The organism is Acinetobacter sp. KH_038, from assembly GCF_057839405.1.
Genome location: NZ_CM174489.1, coordinates 2,194,964 through 2,213,453 on the forward strand (window position 1 = coordinate 2,194,964; position 18,490 = coordinate 2,213,453).

Sequence of the window (18,490 nt, forward strand, 5' to 3'; positions counted from 1 at the left end):
TAATATACGCATCAACAAGACGCGGCGGGGTGGCAGAGTGGTCATGCAGCGGACTGCAACTCCGTGGACGCCGGTTCGATTCCGACCTCCGCCTCCATCTTGTTAAAGCCCGAGTGGTGAAATCGGTAGACACAGGGGATTTAAAATCCCCCGCCCACAAAGCGTGCCAGTTCGAGTCTGGCCTCGGGCACCATTATTCTACTACTGAAGATGGTGTAAATAAAAACCCAGCGAAAGCTGGTTTTTTTATGCCTGAAATTTAGTTAATCCTCAAATGCGCAATTCAAATTTCTTATTTACTTAATTCACTTAATCAAATTAAATGTCTTGGATAAAAGAGAAAATGCTTTCCCTATTCATACCTTATAAATAAATATAGATATTGGAAATTCCTTTTCCCTCTAGAATAAGAGCACTGCGCTGTAAAGAAAGAATAAAAGGATTTTTATAAGCCCTCACTGAAAAGCAAGCTCCGCCAGTCTCCTGCAAATAGAGATTATTTCCCTTATAAGAATTATAAAAATGATTTATGCAAGAACTCTGGCTGCATAACCAATCAAGCCACCCTGCCCCTACCTGCTAAATATTAGCCGGCAGCACGCAAATATCCTTGCAAGTCCTGCTCCAGTTTTTTCTGGAAGTGCATAGGCTGAGTGATTCTTACATGCGGCATCCAGTAGCGTACCAATGGCAGTAGCTGCATCTCATGCCGAATCTGGCAGCTAATTACCAGCTCTCCAGACACCAACTCCTGCTCAATCTGCTGTTCTGGAAATAAACATCGCTCTTTAAAAAATATGGCTGCTTCTGGCTGGACCTTAATCCAGACTTGCTGTTTCTGTTGCCCAAACCAGATGCCCTCTTCATCTTCAAGGATTTTCAATACCTCAGCTTCATGCTCAAAGGGTTCTAGATCCCGTAATAATTCAACCTCCTGAATCTGACTTAAACGATAAGTATGCAGTTTTCCCTGGCATATACCAGCCAGATACCAGATGCCATGATGATGAATTAAACGATAAGGCTGGACGTTTCTGGATTCTTCACGATATTTCAATTGAATGTGATGTCGTTTATGAATGGCTGATGCCAGCGTTTTAAAGTGTTCAGCAAACTGTTTGGCATCTTCAAAATGATAGCCCTTTGCAGAAAATACCAGATTGGCTCTTTCATCTAATAATTCACGCAAAAAGGACATATCTAATGCAGGATAGAGCTCACTGATGCCGGAAAGCTGGGCAAAGTTTTGAATATCCTGCAGCTTAAACCGGCCTAAATAAGAAGTGTCCAGATAATATCTTTTTTGTTCGTCCTGAAGCAAAGGCAAATAAGAGCTAAGCCGATCAAAATCACGCTCTATCGTTCGGGTGCTGACCTGAAATTCTGCTGCCAATTCTGCCGCGCGGAGTTGATATCCAACATTCAATTTGGTCAAAATTCTGGCTAAACGCTCTGCCAGGCGCTCATGTGTTGAAGCTTGACGCTTCATAAATCCCCACTTAATACATTCTTATGTACTTACTTATTGCTAGATGTTTGGCTGATTATACGCAATACCAATCAGTAAATAGTATTAGGATAAAGTCTAAGACATTTACCCCTGTCTGCTCCCTATCATCTATTGACTGTAAAAAAATAAGAAGACTTATTTAGATTTTCCGGATCGCTGCTTACCGGACTGACCATTCTGAATAGTCAATCTTTCTACATAACGCTCCAGATGCAGCATTGCACTATAGAGTTTCTGTAGTTCGGTCAAGTTCATTGCTCCTCGAATGATCGTTTTATGAATACGGCGCAATGCTTTTAAACTGTGTTTTGAGGTATAGGGTGTTGAAATAATTTTCATCTAAGTTTCCCTCTCACATTCATGTGAATGTTGAACTTTTTAGTCGGAATTCTAAATACCTGCAATTTATACGTCATTCTTGACAGGTTGTGTCGAACAGAGCGCATTTTTTAATTTTTATTCAAAATTCTACTTATTTATTTGTAATGATATGTTTTAGAATTAAAAAAAATACCAGTGAAATCACTGGTATTTTTTGACTCACTCGTATCTCATCAAACTACCTCGACCACCACTTTACCGACATGTTCGCCGGTATCCATGCATGCATGTGCATCCTGGATCTGATCAAACTTGAAGGTCTTATAGATCATTGGCAAGCATTCACCCTTCCCCCACAATGGTGCAACCTGGTCTTTTAAACCTTGGGCAATTTCAGCTTTTTCTGCCGTAGTACGGGCACGCATGGTTGAGCCGGTAATGGTCAAACGTTTCATCATGATTTGACCAAGCTTCACCTCTTTGGCTTTCGCACCACCCAAGAATGCGATATAGACCAAGCGGCCATCACGACGTAGCAAGTTTAAGTTTTTCTCTAAATACGGTGCACCTACAATATCTAGAATGACATCCACACCACCATTGTCAGTCGCCTCATTGATCACTTGCTCGAAGTCTTGAGTCTTGTAGTTAATCGCTGTAGTGATATTTGAGATCGCTTGAACTTTTTCATCCGAACCTACCGTTGCAAAGGTTTTCATGCCAAGTGCATTACACAGCATCAGTGCAGTTGTACCAATACCACTTGTACCCCCGTGAATCAGTACCGTCTCACCCGCTTTGGCTTGCCCCATCTGGAATACGTTCGTCCAAACAGTGAAGAAGGTTTCAGGAATCGCCGCTGCTTGCACAAAGCTGACATTTTCAGGAATAGTCAAGGTTTGGCTTTCAGGCACCACACAGTATTCGGCATAGCCCCCACCATTGGTCAGGCCACAAACCTTGTCACCGACTTTATACAGTGTCACTTGTTCACCCACGGCCACAACCTCACCGGCGACCTCCAGGCCCGGCACAGGCGTTACACCTTTAGGCATTGGATATAAACCCTGACGCTGCAAGATGTCTGGGCGGTTAATCCCGAATGCATGAACCTTAATCAAGACTTCATCTGCTTTTGGCTCAGGTATTGCAACTGTTTCATAAGCCAGTTTCTCAATCCCACCTGGCTCTGTAATAATGACCTGTTGCATGCTTGCTTGTGACATATTTATTCCTTAATACACGACATTTCAATTTTTCTAAGGCTATTTGAACATAGATAGAAAAAGGAATGAAGCCAAGTCATGCTTATGTATAAGGATCATCCATTCCACAAATAAATAATCAGCTTCAGTTCCACTTCTCATAAAAAAGCCCGCATAGTCGCGAGCTTCTTGAATCACATCAATAAAATATATTGATTATGATGCCTGGTAATAAGGCACAGTTCCGTTCACTGTCGCACGATGCATAATGCGGTGCGCATCACCATAGTCAAATAGAGCTTTATGCTGAGTAGAACGGTTATCCCAAATCGCAACATCGCCTTCTTGCCATTTCCAGCGCAAATGGAATTCAGCTTTCACTGCATGTTCAAATAAAAATGCTAATAGTTCATCACTTTCTGCTTCAGACAACTCATTAATACGTGTGGTAAAGCCTTCATTGACAAAAAGTATATCCTCACCTGTTTCAGGATGGGTACGTACCACAGGATGTGTTACAGGCGGATTTTTACGGAAAGAGTTTTCCAGTTTTTCACGATCTTCAGGGGTTTTACCAAAACGCTCTAATGGGAAAGACTTACGAATGTCATGCGTTGCAGTCAAACCACGCAATTTATTTTGCAATGCTTCAGGCAAGACTTTAAATGCTGCTGTACCGCTCGACCAAAGTGTATCGCCACCAAACTCAGGGATTTTAATTGCCTGTAATACACAGCCCAATGGCGGTGTTTGACTGAAGGTCACATCAGTATGCCATAAGTCATTATCACGCAAATCTTGACGATGACTATCCAGCACAATCACTTCGGGTGCATCATCCATCGATGGATAAATAGGATGAATATGCAGACTACCAAAGCTTTTCGCCAGCTTTACCTGTGATGGCGCGGTAAGTTGCTGCTGTCTAAAGAAAATCACTTGATGCTTGAGTAATGCAGCGTGAATCGCTTGTATTGCTTGCTCATCAAGCTGGTTTAAATCAACACCTTCTAATACAGCGCCAATATTTTGATTAATCGGTTGAATTTGCAATGACATGATTTATCTTCTTCATACAATTTGAAATAAGCACAATGGTCGCAAGCGCCTTAAAGCTGCTGACCATACCAAGGTGCAAGCTGTTTTTGCAGCCAACGTAAATACAATTCAAAACTGACAGCGACAAGCGCAATCACCACAATGCCAAGGATCACAGTGTCCGTCACCATAAACTGCGCTGCCGACTGCACCATAAAGCCAATACCACGATCTGCTGCAACCAGTTCTGATGCCACCAAGGTTGACCAACCCACACCTAAGCCAATACGGATACCGGTTAAAATATGCGGCAAGGCTGCAGGCAAAATCACGTACTTGAGTACCTGTTGGCGAGTCGCCCCCAAAGACAAGGCTGCACGCTCTCGGTTGAGCTGATGACTCAGTACACCATAAGTGGTACTAATCACAATCGGTGCCAGAATAGATAAGAAAATAAGTAAAACTTTTGTGGTTTCACCAATACCAAACCAAATCACCAATAATGGTAAATAAGCCAGTGGCGGAATTGGACGCAGGAGCTCAACCAGTGGATCAAATACGGCACGTGCCCACTTGTTCAGACCCATCCACAAACCCAGCGGCACACCAATGGCAATGGCAGCAAACAGTGCGGTTAAGACACGCCCCATACTTTTCGCCAAATGTTCCCATAGCGTTGCTTTCATAAAGCCATCTTGGCTTACGATCACAAACTTCTGCCATACCGCACTTGGGCTGGGTAGAAACAGTTCAGGTAGAATCTGCAATGCTGTTACCACAAACCACAGCAATAACAGGCTTAAAACACTACCCAGACTCACCAGCAAAGTCGCATGTTTTTTGAATGCATGCTGTAGTGAGCTATTCGACCTCTGTGGCTTATCTTCTGTTGCCACTAAGGATTGGGTTGTACTCAAATTGGTATTTCCGTGAGTCATCTGTTAATTCCCTACCGCTTGCAATTTCTGATCTTTGAGACGTTCAAACAGTTGCTCACGCAAGGCAATAAATTCAGGATCAGATTTGATACGACGAATAGATTCACCATCACGATAACGGTTGGCAAAGTCTAAATGCAAGGTTTCAACAATCGTGCCGGGACGCGCCGTCATAATCACCAACTGATTGCTCAGCAACAATGCTTCCTCAATATCATGAGTAATCAGGAAAAAGCCCTTTTGTTCTTTTTTCCATAAATCCAATACAAACTCTTGCATGCTTTCGCGGGTAAATGCATCTAAAGCGGCAAAAGGTTCATCGAGTAAAATAAATGGCGCATGGCTAATGAGCGCGCGTGCAATTCCGACACGTTGCTTCATACCGCCTGATAATTCCCAGATATTGTTTTTGGCAACATGAGACAAACCCACGGTTGCCAAGATTTCATTCACTTGTTTTTGAATATCTGCTGCTTTAAAGCCTTTGAGCTGCAATGAAAAACCGACATTTTCGGCCACATTCAACCATGGCAATAACGCATGTTCCTGGAACACCACCGCACGGCGTGCATCTGGGCCATGAAGCACTTCATCATCAAATTTTACTGCGCCTGAGCTAATGTCCTGAAAGCCTGCCAAAATATTCAATAATGTAGTTTTGCCACAACCAGACTCACCTAAAATGACGGTTAGCGAATTTTCTTTAATCTCAAGGTTAATGTCTTTTAAAACAGGAACGCCTTGATTTGGGTAAGTCAGCGTGATGTGATCTGCACGTAAAGTTGACATCATCATTCCTCAAGGTTGTAAATATTCGGCAGTAACATTCTCGTGATAATCAGCTTTGAGCGCATCAACCTTACCTTGTGATTTTAAAAACTTAGCCGTATCTAAAATGCTTTTTGCAAAATCAGCCTTAAAGGTTTCGATATGCTGGTCACGGCTTAAGTACATATTGCCAGCGAGTAGCAATGGAATATCTTTGGGATTTGACCCGGTTAATTCGGCAATCTTTTTAATATTTTCAGCATTTGCCACATAAGCTTTCGGGTCCTGATTATATAAATCAATTTGCAGCAATGACGTTTTGACAAATGACTTCAAGAATTCTGGATGTTGCTCTGCAAAGTCTTTCCGAACCACCCAAACATCATAGGTTGGTGCACCCCACTCGCCGACCTGTTTCGAGTCGGTAAATACGCGACCTGTTTCAGTAGCTTTACTCAGTGCTGGTTCCCAGACATAGGTGGCATCAATATCGCCACGTTCCCATGCTGCTGAAATTTCAGAAGGTCGTAAGTTGATAATTTTGACCTGGTTGTCAGAGATGCGCCAATGTTTGAGTGCGGAAAGCAGACTGTAATGTGCGGTTGAAACAAATGGTACTGCAATGGTTTTGCCAATCAGGTCTTGGGGTTGGTCAATGCCTGCGCCGTTACGCACAACCAGGGCTTCTGATGCCCCCAGTTTGGCAACTGTTAAGAAAACTTCAATCGGAACATTACGGCTGGTGGCTGCTGCAAGTGGGCTTGTACCAATATTGCCAATGTCTACATCACCTGATGCGAGTGCATTCACAATATCCGCGCCTGTATCAAATTTTTTCCAGTTGATATCGGTCTGGCTTTGGGCTTCGTAGTCACCATCTGCCTGTGCAACTTTAGTTGGATCTACACCGGTTTGGTATGCAATCACGACTGGTTTTTGCATATTCGGGTTTTGATTTAGAGAAGAACTCGAACTTGTGTTATGCATCAACACAAAACTCACAAGGCCAATAACCACTAAAAGTGTTGTGATTAAAGGTTTTGTTTTGCGACTCATATTTTTTCAACTAAAGAACAACTTTGAATAGTTTACTGAAACTATCTTTACGTGATAAATCACATATTTTTGATTGCTTATGAAGTAATGATATATAGCAATAAATACAAATCATTCAGATTAAATTTCAAACACAAAAGGATTAAGTCTAATTATTTAAAAAAAAACTATAGTTTAGATAATCTTTATAAAACCATAGAAGTAATCTTATTAAGAACATGATCACCTAGCTCATGTTATCAATCGAAACGCATGTGAAAATATATTCAAACATGCTGTACAGATAATAATTCTTTTAGGACATTGCAGATATATTTAGAATTGAGCATCAGCTTCGCTGGTGGAGCCTAAATATTTAACCGCGGCTTTTATATTCTTTCACCATCCGATCCGTCACATCCTCCGGATAACACAGCGGTGCATGCCCACCCGCTCGGTTATATGCACTGCGCTTGCCACAGCGACTGCCATTACTTGCTGTATTATAAGGGCATGGGCAGTTTCCTGGATAACGATCAATCGACTGCTGGATAATTTTTTGCTTAATTGCTTCTGTAGTTGTCGCCTGTTTAGCATGAATACTAAATGATGCCGTAACAGATAAACCCAGAATAAATAAAAATTTATTCATATAATCCCAAAAAATCGACACTGTATAAGATGAGATATTAGATGAAAATTATATTTTATTACAGATAGGTTTGCCTTTAATTAAGCCCCCGTTTTCATCCATTTTTTTGGCATAGATACGAGCCACTTGAAAGCATTTCTATGTAGAAAAACTCTACTTCAACAACCTATGTATAAGATGCTCCCTGATAAAATTTAAATCTATGCGCACAGACAAATATCTAGATCAAAATCATCCCTGAAATAACCGACTTTTCACTTGAAAAAAATAAGCTAAATGACAGTACAGTGAAATCACGTTTAATTCATAAATATTTAATATGTAATAATTTTTATACTTTATGACAATGCAAGAATTATGTCATGTTCTGCATTTATGTTCTCAGGTCTATCTTCTTTAGATTGAGCTTTCTAGCGTATGAAACGTGCTTATTTAACAACTGCCATTTTACTTTCTTTAAGCTTAACCGCATGTTCTGATGATAACGATACAGTCCAACAAAATCCTGACATTTCACAGCCCCCTATCAGTCAACCTGAACCAACACCACCGACTGAAGTAGAACCTGAAGTTCCTGTTGAAGAAGTCCCGATTCCTGAAATTTATCTAGACGAAAATTTTGATCAACTGACCACCTTGCCTGGCAACTGGATTGTGCCAAAAAATAATACAGGTACGGTATATATTAAAAATGGCGATTTACATATTGATGGTCGCGCGCATAACACGCAAATGACCCGTATTTTACTGCCTGAAACTTTCCAGAAATTGCGCAATTATCGTATTGATATGGAATTTAGCTTTGAAGAATCCAATAACACAGGTCGTTGGGGAAGTATTATTTACCGTGGTGCTGATCAATATGCTGATCCGTCATTCACGCCATATTATCAATTTGCAATGCGTGAAGTCACCACTGCCGCAAGTGGTCTAGAACTTGCTCTGCGTATGCCAAACAATACATGGAATGTTGTACAAAAGTCTGCGCATAGCACTGATATTGGTATTCAAAAGAAACAAAAAGCCACGGTGATCGTTCATGGCAGCCGTGTCCGTCATTACTTAAATGATGAACTGGTACTTGATAGCACTTTACCTTATAACTTAGATCAAGGTGGCATAGGGCTTTCAACAGCAGGTCTACTGATGAAAGTCAGTCATTTAAAAGTGACTGAACAGCTTGAGGCACTTCCTGATTCGAATAAAGTCACTGATCTCGTCAATCATGCCCTCCCTGTTTCAATGGCTCCAACATTAGCTCAAGCCTTAGCAACGACTGGAAATGTATCACCAACAGCGACGCATGTGGTTTACCACCTCAATGCAGAACTAAATATCAATAACCTGAATCGACAAAAAGTCACGACGCTGCAAAGCTATTTAAAAGATGCAACACGTCAAACTTTGCCTTTATTCAATATTACCGATGAAAAGACGATTCATGCCCTCAAAGCCATTTCACAAGATTATGATTTGGCTGACATTACTTTGATGTCGACGCAACCTGAGCTACTGCGTAAAGCGCGTATTGCGCTACCAATGCTGCATACAGCCTTAGATTATTCTAAAGTCACCAACCTCACTAACAGCCGTAAAGACATTGTCACGATTGCCAACAACACCAATAGCTCCTTGTCCAAGATTGTCATTTTACCGCCGCAGTTGCTGAATCGTAAAACCGTCAGTCACTTGCAACGCCTACTGATTACACCTTGGGCAAAACAAGATGACGCCAACCCATTAACTGCCGCACGCATCCTATCGACAGGGATTAATGGTGTTTACAGCAGTCATCCAGAGATTTATCACGATTTAATGAAGCGCATGGCACCGAATACTTTATTACGTAAACCGTTGATTACAGGTCATCGTGGTATTCCTGCATTAGATGACGAAAACACCTTGGAAGGCATACTTAAAGCGATTGAAGTCGGTGCAGATGCCGTTGAATATGATATTTATTTAACCAAAGATGGTCATGTAGTCTTGATGCATGACACAACAATAACACGTACCACAGGCATTGATCGCAACATTGAAGATATGACATTGGCTGAAGTGCGTCAGTTACGTACATTGGGTTATTCCCGTGCTGTACCGACTATGGATGAAGTGCTGGCCGCAGTAAAAAAACATCCTCATATCACCAACTTCATTGAGGTTAAAAGCGATAAACCTGAAATTATTCCAAAAATTAAAGAACTTTTAGATAAGCATGATGCCTATGATCAAGCCATTGTGATTAGTTTTAGCGGTGATCAAATTTTAAATATGAAAAATGTCTTGCCGGGTGTATCGACAGGGTTCTTAACCAGCACACCAGCAGCTCAAAGTGATTTGGTCAATACGCGACGAATTTTAGATGCCACGCAAAAATACTCATCGACCTTTAATCCATCTTTTGGTGGTTTAAGCAAAGAGTTAATGCACATGGCATCTCAACGCGGTGTGACTTTCTGGCCGTGGACGTTCCGCTTAAATAAAGATGATTTTAATCGTATGTATGTGCAAGGTACACATGGTCTCACCACCGATTATGCGCATGATTCATCGAATTTTATTGTTAAACTGAATGTGCCGAAACAAGTGACTGCTACGGTTGGCAAAGCACTGGAAATTCAAGGGAAAACGGTTACGCAAGTGAGTACTAAATCCAACTATGTGTTCAAAAATATGTTGGTGCTTCCTAATTCAACAAAATACAACCAAACAGGTCAAGGCTTAACCTTCACTCAAAAAGGCACAGCTTATGTCATGCCAAGTTATACCTATACCATTGCACCAAATTACAATTACACCATTTATGCTGAACCAGTCACTGTCACTGTTCAGTAATTTTTAAGTTATAGCAAAAACCCACCTATTGGTGGGTTTTTTCATTCAATTCAATTTTATAGACAAGCCAATTCGCACTCTCTTAAGAAAACTATTAAATTGATTTTTTTGAGAAGGTCTAAGGGTGATTACTAAATTTCACCCTAAAGAAATGCAAATTTTCTTGATGAGGTCATAATAAAATAATGCATTGAAAGTTTCATTTCACCTGCGTCAAAGAGGCATTTTCGTGGCTTTTATGTTAGTTGGATTAGTTCAATTTCAGATATAGTAAAATATGTCTTATAGAAAAAATACTCATAGTTCCATAGTATTTAATCCACGACAGTATTTGTCGTATTTATCATGCATGCTCATGCAAGATATAAAAAACGTAGTTATACTAGAAAAAAATTACATGGTGATTCAAAATGATTGCCAAACTTTTACTAATCGTGAGCTCTCTACTACTTTCGATACTAATCTTTTTAATAAGTCACGAAGATCTGTGGCTGACAAATTTTTACTTTATTTTCATTGAAAAAATCCAATATTTTTCAAATCAATGCAATTCTTATTTTTACAGTTATGAGAATTTTTTTTCGGTTTGTTTATATATTTTAATATTTTTAACCTGCTTGATAATTGGTCGGTTATCTATCTACCTTGGAAAAACAGGAGCGAATGATACAATTTCAACGCGTTCATTAAAATTGATAGAACCAGCAAATGAGTATTTTTTGCCAATTTACTTAAGTTATATCTTGGTAGCTATCAGTATCAGTTCTGTTAAAGCTTTTTTTATTATTTTTACACTAATTGCAATATTACTATTTTACTCTAGAACAGCATTTTTCAATCCTGTTCTACTTGTTCTAGGTTATCGCTTCTATCACATTACCAATGATAAAGGATTGAAAATCCTTCTGATTATCAAATATGATGTAAAGAATAATGATGACTTTGTAAATCAGGATGATACAAACTCTATCGAAGTCAAAAAAATTAATGAGTACACATATATTCAATTCTAAAAAATGAGGATACGTCAGTCTATGGATATTTTATTGGGAAAAGTATCAAGATCGCTAAAAAAAGTCTTATGCTCTACACAAATTAATCTTTTTCAAGATAAAAGAAATATAGACTTACAAAACGCTATTCCTTACTCACCTCAATCAACTCTTGATGATGACCAATGGTTTTACATCCAGTTAGATGATGAGAATACGTTTAATAATCCTATTACTGATTGTAGCTCAACCAATAGTAATGATTGGATTCAAGTAGTTAAAGCTGATTATGAAAAGATACGCTATATTGCATTGATAGATAAAAATGTTAAAAGGGCTTTTTATCAAAAAATTCCTGAATCCCTCTTAATAAAAAAACCAAAGTTAGGATTCTTTGGATTAAATGATGAACCTAGCATCATTACCGATCCTATAATCTTAATCAATGATTTACCCGATGCTATTTATGATCAACCCCTCAATAGACTGTACTTTAGACATCTAAATAAACTGACTAATATTTTTCTAGGAATTGATCAACTATTTAGAGAAGCAACCGAACAAGAGGTAAGTACTTTTGTAAATTCTGACATTTTCAGCACAGTTACGGGCTTCGACATTAAAAAAGTTTCAATACCTGTTAGAAAGAAAATCGCTCTAGTTCAAGCTCGATATGCTGAATTTACTGCCGAACAGCAGATTGAATTTATAGCCAATGTCCAAGAGTTTTTACCCAATATCAATTTTTCTAATGGAAAATTTCATATAAAAAATAATGAAGATACTAGAGATTTAGCAGATGCTTTAGATTTCAAGTTTCACAATACACCTATAACTAACGAAAAAAGAAGAACTCAGTCATATAGATCAGTGTAAAAAAACCCGCCATCAGGCGGGTTTTTCTTTTAAATTAGTTCAATCTTACAGACGAACCAACTCAACGATCTTTTCAGCAAGTTCTTCAACCGCATCTACGGTATAAGTCACATCTGTACCTTCAGCAAGATCAGTGACAACCACTACACCTGTTTCACGCAACAATGCAACTTGAGCAGCATCCAGGCCTGCTTTTGCAATCGCAACCACACCCTGTTGAAGCAACAGGTTTTCAAGTGCTTGCGCATTGGCAAGTGCAGCTTCAGACACAGTCACAGCAGCAGGTTTTTGACCCAAACGTGCAGCACGCGCTTCAGCAGTCACAGGGGTGCTATGTGCAGTCCATTCAACAGACTCTTCCACCATACCTGCACCAATCGTTACGTTATTTAAACGATCAATGAAGATAAACGAACCGGTATAACGGCTGTCTTGGTAACGGTCAAATACCACAGGTGCATCAAACTCAACAGTGACATTGGCAATGGCATTCAGCTCCAAGTTTTCAACTTGAACCTGCTCCAAAGTGTTGACATTGGTACGGAAGTTAATTGCGGTTACTTTTGCCGGAACAGTTTGCGTACCAATCTTGATGTTGTACAGTTTGCCAATCACCAACGGCTGATCCGCCATCCACACCACAGTCGCATTTACCGAACGTGAAATGTTTGGAACTGCTTGATCCGCACGAATCAACATATTACCGCGCGAAATATCAATTTCATCATTCAGCGTAAGCGTTACCGCCTGACCTGCAACCGCACGTTCCAAGTTACCATCAAAAGTGACAATCTCTTTTACTGTTGATGATTTACCTGATGGTAAAGCAGTGACCGTATCGCCAACGTTAATATCACCCAGCGCGATCGTACCGCAGAAACCACGGAAGTCGAGATTTGGACGGTTCACGTACTGTACAGGGAAACGGAAATCCGCTTTTGCTGAAGTACGGTTGATCTCAACCGACTCAAGCGTACCCATCAAGGTTTCACCGGTGTACCACGGCGTATTTGGCGATTTGTTGACAACGTTATCACCATTTAACGCGGAAATTGGCGTAAAGATGATATTGGATGGTTTACGGTCACCCAACTGTGCAACAAATGCCGCATATTCGGTTTGAATTTCATTAAAACGCGTTTCAGAAAATTCCACCAAGTCCATCTTGTTAATCGCAACAATAATGTTCTTAATGCCCAAAAGACTTGCAATATAGGTATGACGACGGGTTTGCGTCTGTACACCATAACGCGCATCAATCAGGATAATCGCAAGGTCGCAGGTCGACGCACCGGTTGCCATGTTACGGGTGTATTGCTCATGTCCCGGGGTATCGGCAATGATGAACTTGCGTTTTTCAGTTGAAAAATAACGATACGCGACATCAATGGTAATGCCTTGTTCACGTTCTGCTTGCAGACCATCGACAAGTAAAGCCAGGTCAGGTGCATCACCTGTAGTACCGACTTTTTTCGAGTCACGGGTCACGGCTTGCAATTGATCTTCATAAATCAATTTTGAATCGTAAAGCAAACGACCAATTAAAGTCGATTTACCATCATCTACGTTACCGCAGGTCAAGAAACGAAGCAGGTCTTTATTTTCATGTTGTTTTAAATAGCCCAAGATATCCTGGCTAATCAGTTCTGATTGATGAGACATCGCTCAAACTCCACATATTCTTTAGAAATCGGTCTTTTCTAATCTCCCTAAATCCCTCTTTTACTAAGAGGGACTTTTCACCCTTTTTTATTTCAGAGATTTCTCCTCTCTTTTTCAAAGAGAGGTCGGGAGAGATTAAAAAATAAATTTAGAAGTAGCCTTCTTGCTTCTTCTTCTCCATCGAGCCTGCTTCATCGTGGTCAATCATACGACCTTGACGCTCAGAACTGGTTGCAAGCAACATTTCCTGGATAATTTCCGGCAAGGTGTTCGCAGTTGATTCAACCGCACCAGTCAATGGGTAACAACCCAATGTACGGAAACGTACCGATTTCATTTGTGGAACTTCACCTTCTTTTAAAGGCATGCGTTCGTCATCCACCATAATCAGTGTCCCGCTACGCTCCACCACAGGACGTTCTGCAGCGAGGTATAAAGGCACCAATGGAATGCTTTCTAGGTAAATGTACTGCCAGATATCAAGCTCAGTCCAGTTTGATAACGGGAACACACGAATACTTTCACCCTGGTTCACTTTACCGTTATAAAGGTTCCAGAGTTCAGGACGCTGGTTTTTTGGATCCCAACGGTGTTTGTCATCACGGAACGAATACACACGTTCTTTGGCACGTGATTTTTCTTCGTCACGGCGCGCGCCACCAAAAGCAGCATCGAACTTGTATTTGTTCAGAGCCTGTTTCAAGCCCTGCGTTTTCATGATGTCCGTATATTTAGAGCTACCATGGTCGAACGGATTAATACCCGCCTCGACCCCTTCTTTATTTTGATGCACGATCAAATCGAAACCATGGGTTTTCGCCATGTTGTCGCGGAAAGTGATCATGTCTTTAAACTTCCAGCCTGTATCGACATGCAATAACGGAAATGGAAGTTTTGCTGGGTAAAACGCTTTTAGCGCAAGATGCAGCATCACCGCCGAATCTTTACCAATGGAATACAGCATGACCGGATTTTCAAACTCGGCAGCAACTTCGCGGATGATATGAATACTCTCAGCTTCAAGCTGTTTAAGATGAGTAAGTCTTTCCTCATTTAACGACATGGACAACACCAGCTTAGAAAAACGTGTACTTATGACACTTTTGAAAATTTATATTCATTATAGTGATTTACTTATCTCGCCCATTGCTTGTTTTGTGATATTGATATATCAAAAGCTCATATAAAACTTCACTCATAACATCTATCAGTTTTTATGAATTAACCCTACGAATCATCCCATCCAGATATTTTAGGCAGTGCTGTCCGATAGATTATGCTTAAAATCATAATAAACTAAGCTAAAGTAGTGGTTTGCAACGGGCTAAAAAATTACTAGAGTAGGCTAAATTCTTCCTTTAAGCTTATTTTACTTATGCCTTATAGCACTTTTGATCTCCCTACTCTAAAGAACCGTCTGGAACAGGCTCAGCTTGCCGGTTACATTTATCAGCATCAACAACATATGTTGGTGTTACAAGAACCATTCAGTGAGGACGGCAAACCGTTAAATATCTATCTGCAACATGAGCTGACCGCCGACCAGATCGGATTGCAGTTTGCACTGTGCTTAAAGGAAGGTCATTGGGATTTTTTGCTAGGCGTAACATACAGCAACCAGAATGCGGCTTACGAAATCGGTGCAGGCAATCTCAAGGGTGATCAAAAAGCCTTTAACTTATTATATGCATTTTATAATTATCCCAAAGCCTTCCACTTGGTGGCATTGCCATTGGCCAGCAACAGTCAGATGCTGGAGCAGACGTTGGAACAACAACTTTTCAATCAGCCGGATCTGAAGTTTCTGGACACTGCGATCAAGGTCAACCCTATGGGCGAACAGGTAAAATGGATGAAAAACTATATATTGCAACAGACTCTGGATATGAAAGTCCGGATTCAAACTGCATTACTTTAGTTTTCAAAATAGCACTGTAGAGATTTCTGCAGCACAGGCCCAAGAAATCTCTGCCAGTTCGGCATTCGATGTTTAAAACAGTTGAGCAGTCAAATATCGTGAAATCATTTCATACGTCCTTAGAGCTCATACCATACTGATACTTTATTATTAATTATAATAGTTACATAACAATTAAATTCATATTATATTCAACACCTCTTTATAGGTTTTTTTGTTATTATTTTGCATACAAAATTAACAATTACTGCTATGGTTATAGTATTCGAGATTTCTTTGCGCTTTTCCTAAAACATAATTATAGAGATAAAAAATGTGGGAACTGTTTACTCATCCGTCAAATATCGTATTTAGTATCAGCCTGAGTCTGATGCTGATGTTTGCTGCACTGGAATGCATCTTGCTATTGCTCGGCGGTGGCTCCCAGCATATGTTTGAACAGTTTTTGCCTGAAGATCCTCTCCAGCCAGAACCAAGCCCGGATCAACATCCCGGTTTCTTTACCAAAGTATTTGACTGGTTATATCTGGGACGTCTGCCTTTATTTATCTGGCTGATTATTTTTCTGACCAGTTATGGTCTGAGTGGCCTGTTGATTCAGGGCATATTTGAACGCCTGACCAGCCAGCTGTTTAACGTATGGCTGATTTCTCCAGCCTGCCTGTTTTTGTGTATGCCGATTGTGCGCTTTCTCGCTATGGCCGCCAGTAAACTCCTGCCCCAAGACGAAACATCTGCGATTTACAGTGATGAACTGATTGGACGCACTGCGATCATTATTCTGGGTGATGCCAAGATCAATTCTCCGGCACAGGCCAAAGTCCGGGATCAGCACGGCCAGACCCATTATGTTCTGGTAGAACCTGAAACCAATCAAACCCTGAATCAAGGTCAAAATGTTGTACTCACCCATAAAACCAAAAATGGCTTTCAAGCCAACGCGCTTTAATTTTATTTAGCTAGAACTACATTGAGACTTTATAATAATGTTAACTTTTGATTTATATAATATTTTAATTATCGCAGGAATTATTTTTGCAGCACTGGTGACCTTTGGACTCATTATTGCACGCCTATACCGCCGCTCCAGTAAAGAAATTTCCTTTGTCCGCACCGGTTGGGGTGGCGAAAAGGTCATTTTGGGTGGCGGCGCGATTGTGCTGCCAGTCTTACACGAAACTATTCCAGTCAATATGAACACGCTGCGTCTTGAAGTCCGCCGTGCAGATGATCAGGCACTGATTACCCGTGATCGCATGCGTGTTGATGTCATGGCCGAATTCTATGTCCGGGTAAAACCGACTGCCGATTCAATTGCAACAGCTGCACAAACGCTTGGTCAGAAAACCATGTCACCAAATGAGCTGAAAAACCTGGTTGAAGGCAAATTTGTCGACTCTTTACGTGCTGTGGCTGCCGAGATGGCCATGGAAGAACTGCATGAAAAACGGGTCGACTTTGTACAAAAAGTCCAGCAAGTGGTTTCAGAAGACTTGCATAAAAATGGGCTGGAACTGGAAACCGTTTCTCTGACCGGTCTGGATCAGACGGGCTTTAAGTATTTCAATCCACAAAATGCCTTTGATGCCGAAGGTCTGACCAAGCTCACCGAAACCATCGAAGATCGTCGCCGCAAACGCAACCATATTGAACAGGATACCGATCTGGCGATCAAAACCAAAAATCTAGAAGCTGAACAGGCCCGGCTACAAATTATCCGTGAAGAAGAATATGCCAAACTGCAACAGGAACGCGAAATTGCCATTCGCCGTGCCGAGCAACTGGCTGAAATTTCTGCCCAGGAAGCTGGTAAAAAACGCGAAGCTGAAGAAGCAAAAATTGCAGCTGAACGAGAAGTTGAGCTCAAGCGTATTTTAGCCGCCCGCGATGTGGAAAATGAAAACATCCAAAAAGCCCAATTGATTCAGAAAGCACAAGTTGAGCAAAAGAAAACCATTGAACTGGCTGAACAGGATCGTGCCATTGCCATTGCCGAAAAATCACGTGCCGAATCCGAAGCCAAAGCTCAAGCCGATCAGGCACGGGCGCAAGCAGTAAAAGCGGAAGAAGAAGTGGTCACTGTACGTCAAATCCAGCAGGCCGAGCGTCAAAAAGCAGTTGAGCTGGTTGCAGCAAAAGAACATGCGGAAAAAGATGCGATTGCCATTACGGTAGCTGCTGAGGCTGGCAAACAGGCGGCTGCGGATGATGCTGAAGCAGTTCGCATTGCGGCCGAAGCTGAAGCCGAGAAAGTTCGCCTTAAAGCCAAAGGTGAAGCGGACGCAAAAATCCTGCTGGCACAAGCAATGGAAAAACAGTATCAGGTCGATGCTGAAGGTACCCGTGCAGTCAATGAAGCCAATAATGTGCTATCACCTGAACAGGTTGAAATGCAGATTCGTTTAGCCATGTTGAAATACTTGCCTGAAATTATTCGGGAAAGCGTTAAGCCGATGGAAAATATTGACGACATCAAGATCCTTCAGGTCAATGGCCTGCATGGGAGCCATGCAGGTGCGTGTCAGGCAGATGCACAGCATGAAAATGCCAATGTTGCCCTCTCAGATCAGGTAGTCAATAGCGCCTTGCGTTATCGCAGCCAGGCACCCTTAATTGACAGCCTGATGAGCGAACTTGGCATTCAGGGCGGTGATATTAACGGCATGACCCAGAGCCTGAAGGCTAAAACTTGAAATATTTTTAGATTCTAAGACCTAAAAAAGCTCCCAACCGGGAGCTT

At 41.1% G+C, this 18,490-nt stretch carries 16 protein-coding genes and 2 tRNA genes; 8 read left to right on the forward strand and 10 right to left on the reverse strand.

The window, feature by feature from the left end:
- The first annotated feature begins 23 nt into the window (after positions 1 to 23).
- Both AC3IT7_RS10400 and AC3IT7_RS10405 read left to right on the forward strand, forming a co-directional pair.
- Positions 24 to 97: transfer RNA gene (locus tag AC3IT7_RS10400), tRNA-Cys, on the forward strand.
- A gap of 10 nt (positions 98 to 107) precedes the next feature.
- Positions 108 to 193, forward strand: a tRNA-Leu gene (locus tag AC3IT7_RS10405).
- A 393-nt stretch (positions 194 to 586) separates the two neighbouring features.
- Here AC3IT7_RS10405 and AC3IT7_RS10410 read toward each other — a convergent pair.
- From AC3IT7_RS10410 to AC3IT7_RS10445, 8 genes are all read right to left on the reverse strand, one after another.
- A complete protein-coding gene (locus AC3IT7_RS10410) occupies positions 587 to 1,489 on the reverse strand; it encodes a helix-turn-helix transcriptional regulator (protein WP_489248414.1) in 903 nt (300 codons plus the stop codon).
- Positions 1,490 to 1,645: 156 nt separating this feature from the next.
- A complete protein-coding gene (locus tag AC3IT7_RS10415; RefSeq protein ID WP_475653302.1) occupies positions 1,646 to 1,849 on the reverse strand; it encodes a hypothetical protein in 204 nt (67 codons plus the stop codon).
- Between the two features lie 215 nt (positions 1,850 to 2,064).
- Positions 2,065 to 3,057 carry an NAD(P)H-quinone oxidoreductase gene (locus tag AC3IT7_RS10420; protein ID WP_489248415.1) on the reverse strand — a complete coding sequence of 331 codons (993 nt, stop codon included), beginning with the start codon at positions 3,055 to 3,057 and terminating at the stop codon, positions 2,065 to 2,067.
- A 195-nt stretch (positions 3,058 to 3,252) separates the two neighbouring features.
- Positions 3,253 to 4,095, reverse strand: a complete 843-nt coding sequence (gene tauD, locus AC3IT7_RS10425; protein ID WP_489248416.1) for a taurine dioxygenase — start codon at positions 4,093 to 4,095, stop codon at positions 3,253 to 3,255.
- 50 nt (positions 4,096 to 4,145) lie between these two features.
- Positions 4,146 to 5,012: a taurine ABC transporter permease TauC gene (gene tauC, locus AC3IT7_RS10430; protein ID WP_489248417.1), complete on the reverse strand. Its 867-nt coding sequence runs from the start codon at positions 5,010 to 5,012 to the stop codon at positions 4,146 to 4,148.
- Between the two features lie 3 nt (positions 5,013 to 5,015).
- Positions 5,016 to 5,801: a taurine ABC transporter ATP-binding protein gene (locus AC3IT7_RS10435; protein ID WP_489248418.1), complete on the reverse strand. Its 786-nt coding sequence runs from the start codon at positions 5,799 to 5,801 to the stop codon at positions 5,016 to 5,018.
- Positions 5,802 to 5,810: 9 nt separating this feature from the next.
- On the reverse strand, positions 5,811 to 6,836 hold the full coding sequence (gene tauA / locus AC3IT7_RS10440) for a taurine ABC transporter substrate-binding protein (RefSeq protein ID WP_489248419.1): 1,026 nt from the start codon (positions 6,834 to 6,836) through the stop codon (positions 5,811 to 5,813).
- A 355-nt stretch (positions 6,837 to 7,191) separates the two neighbouring features.
- Complete coding sequence (locus AC3IT7_RS10445; RefSeq protein WP_475653308.1) at positions 7,192 to 7,467, reverse strand: hypothetical protein; 276 nt, start codon at positions 7,465 to 7,467, stop codon at positions 7,192 to 7,194.
- Positions 7,468 to 7,884: 417 nt separating this feature from the next.
- Between AC3IT7_RS10445 and AC3IT7_RS10450 the strand changes: the two genes are divergently transcribed.
- The 3 genes from AC3IT7_RS10450 (at position 7,885) to AC3IT7_RS10460 (ending at position 12,170) form a co-directional block, all read left to right on the forward strand.
- A complete protein-coding gene (locus tag AC3IT7_RS10450) occupies positions 7,885 to 10,302 on the forward strand; it encodes a glycerophosphodiester phosphodiesterase family protein (protein WP_489248420.1) in 2,418 nt (805 codons plus the stop codon).
- 410 nt (positions 10,303 to 10,712) lie between these two features.
- Positions 10,713 to 11,315 carry a hypothetical protein gene (locus tag AC3IT7_RS10455; protein ID WP_489248421.1) on the forward strand — a complete coding sequence of 201 codons (603 nt, stop codon included), beginning with the start codon at positions 10,713 to 10,715 and terminating at the stop codon, positions 11,313 to 11,315.
- 21 nt (positions 11,316 to 11,336) lie between these two features.
- Positions 11,337 to 12,170: a hypothetical protein gene (locus tag AC3IT7_RS10460; protein ID WP_489248422.1), complete on the forward strand. Its 834-nt coding sequence runs from the start codon at positions 11,337 to 11,339 to the stop codon at positions 12,168 to 12,170.
- Positions 12,171 to 12,215: 45 nt separating this feature from the next.
- Here the strand turns inward: AC3IT7_RS10460 and cysN are convergent, their stop codons facing one another.
- A complete protein-coding gene (cysN, locus tag AC3IT7_RS10465; protein ID WP_489248423.1) occupies positions 12,216 to 13,832 on the reverse strand; it encodes a sulfate adenylyltransferase subunit CysN in 1,617 nt (538 codons plus the stop codon).
- Positions 13,833 to 13,980: 148 nt separating this feature from the next.
- On the reverse strand, positions 13,981 to 14,895 hold the full coding sequence (cysD, locus tag AC3IT7_RS10470) for a sulfate adenylyltransferase subunit CysD (RefSeq protein ID WP_475653311.1): 915 nt from the start codon (positions 14,893 to 14,895) through the stop codon (positions 13,981 to 13,983).
- A 312-nt stretch (positions 14,896 to 15,207) separates the two neighbouring features.
- Here cysD and AC3IT7_RS10475 point away from each other — a divergent pair, with 312 nt between their 5' ends.
- The 3 genes from AC3IT7_RS10475 to AC3IT7_RS10485 all read left to right on the forward strand — a co-directional run bounded on the left by AC3IT7_RS10475 (position 15,208) and on the right by AC3IT7_RS10485 (position 18,443).
- Positions 15,208 to 15,750 carry a hypothetical protein gene (locus AC3IT7_RS10475; protein ID WP_489248424.1) on the forward strand — a complete coding sequence of 181 codons (543 nt, stop codon included), beginning with the start codon at positions 15,208 to 15,210 and terminating at the stop codon, positions 15,748 to 15,750.
- A 313-nt stretch (positions 15,751 to 16,063) separates the two neighbouring features.
- The gene (locus tag AC3IT7_RS10480; protein ID WP_489248425.1) at positions 16,064 to 16,699 is read left to right on the forward strand and encodes a YqiJ family protein; all 636 of its coding nucleotides are present in this window, start codon (positions 16,064 to 16,066) and stop codon (positions 16,697 to 16,699) included.
- A 37-nt stretch (positions 16,700 to 16,736) separates the two neighbouring features.
- Positions 16,737 to 18,443, forward strand: coding sequence for a flotillin family protein (locus AC3IT7_RS10485; protein ID WP_489248426.1), 1,707 nt, complete (start codon positions 16,737 to 16,739; stop codon positions 18,441 to 18,443).
- Positions 18,444 to 18,490: the final 47 nt, after the last annotated feature.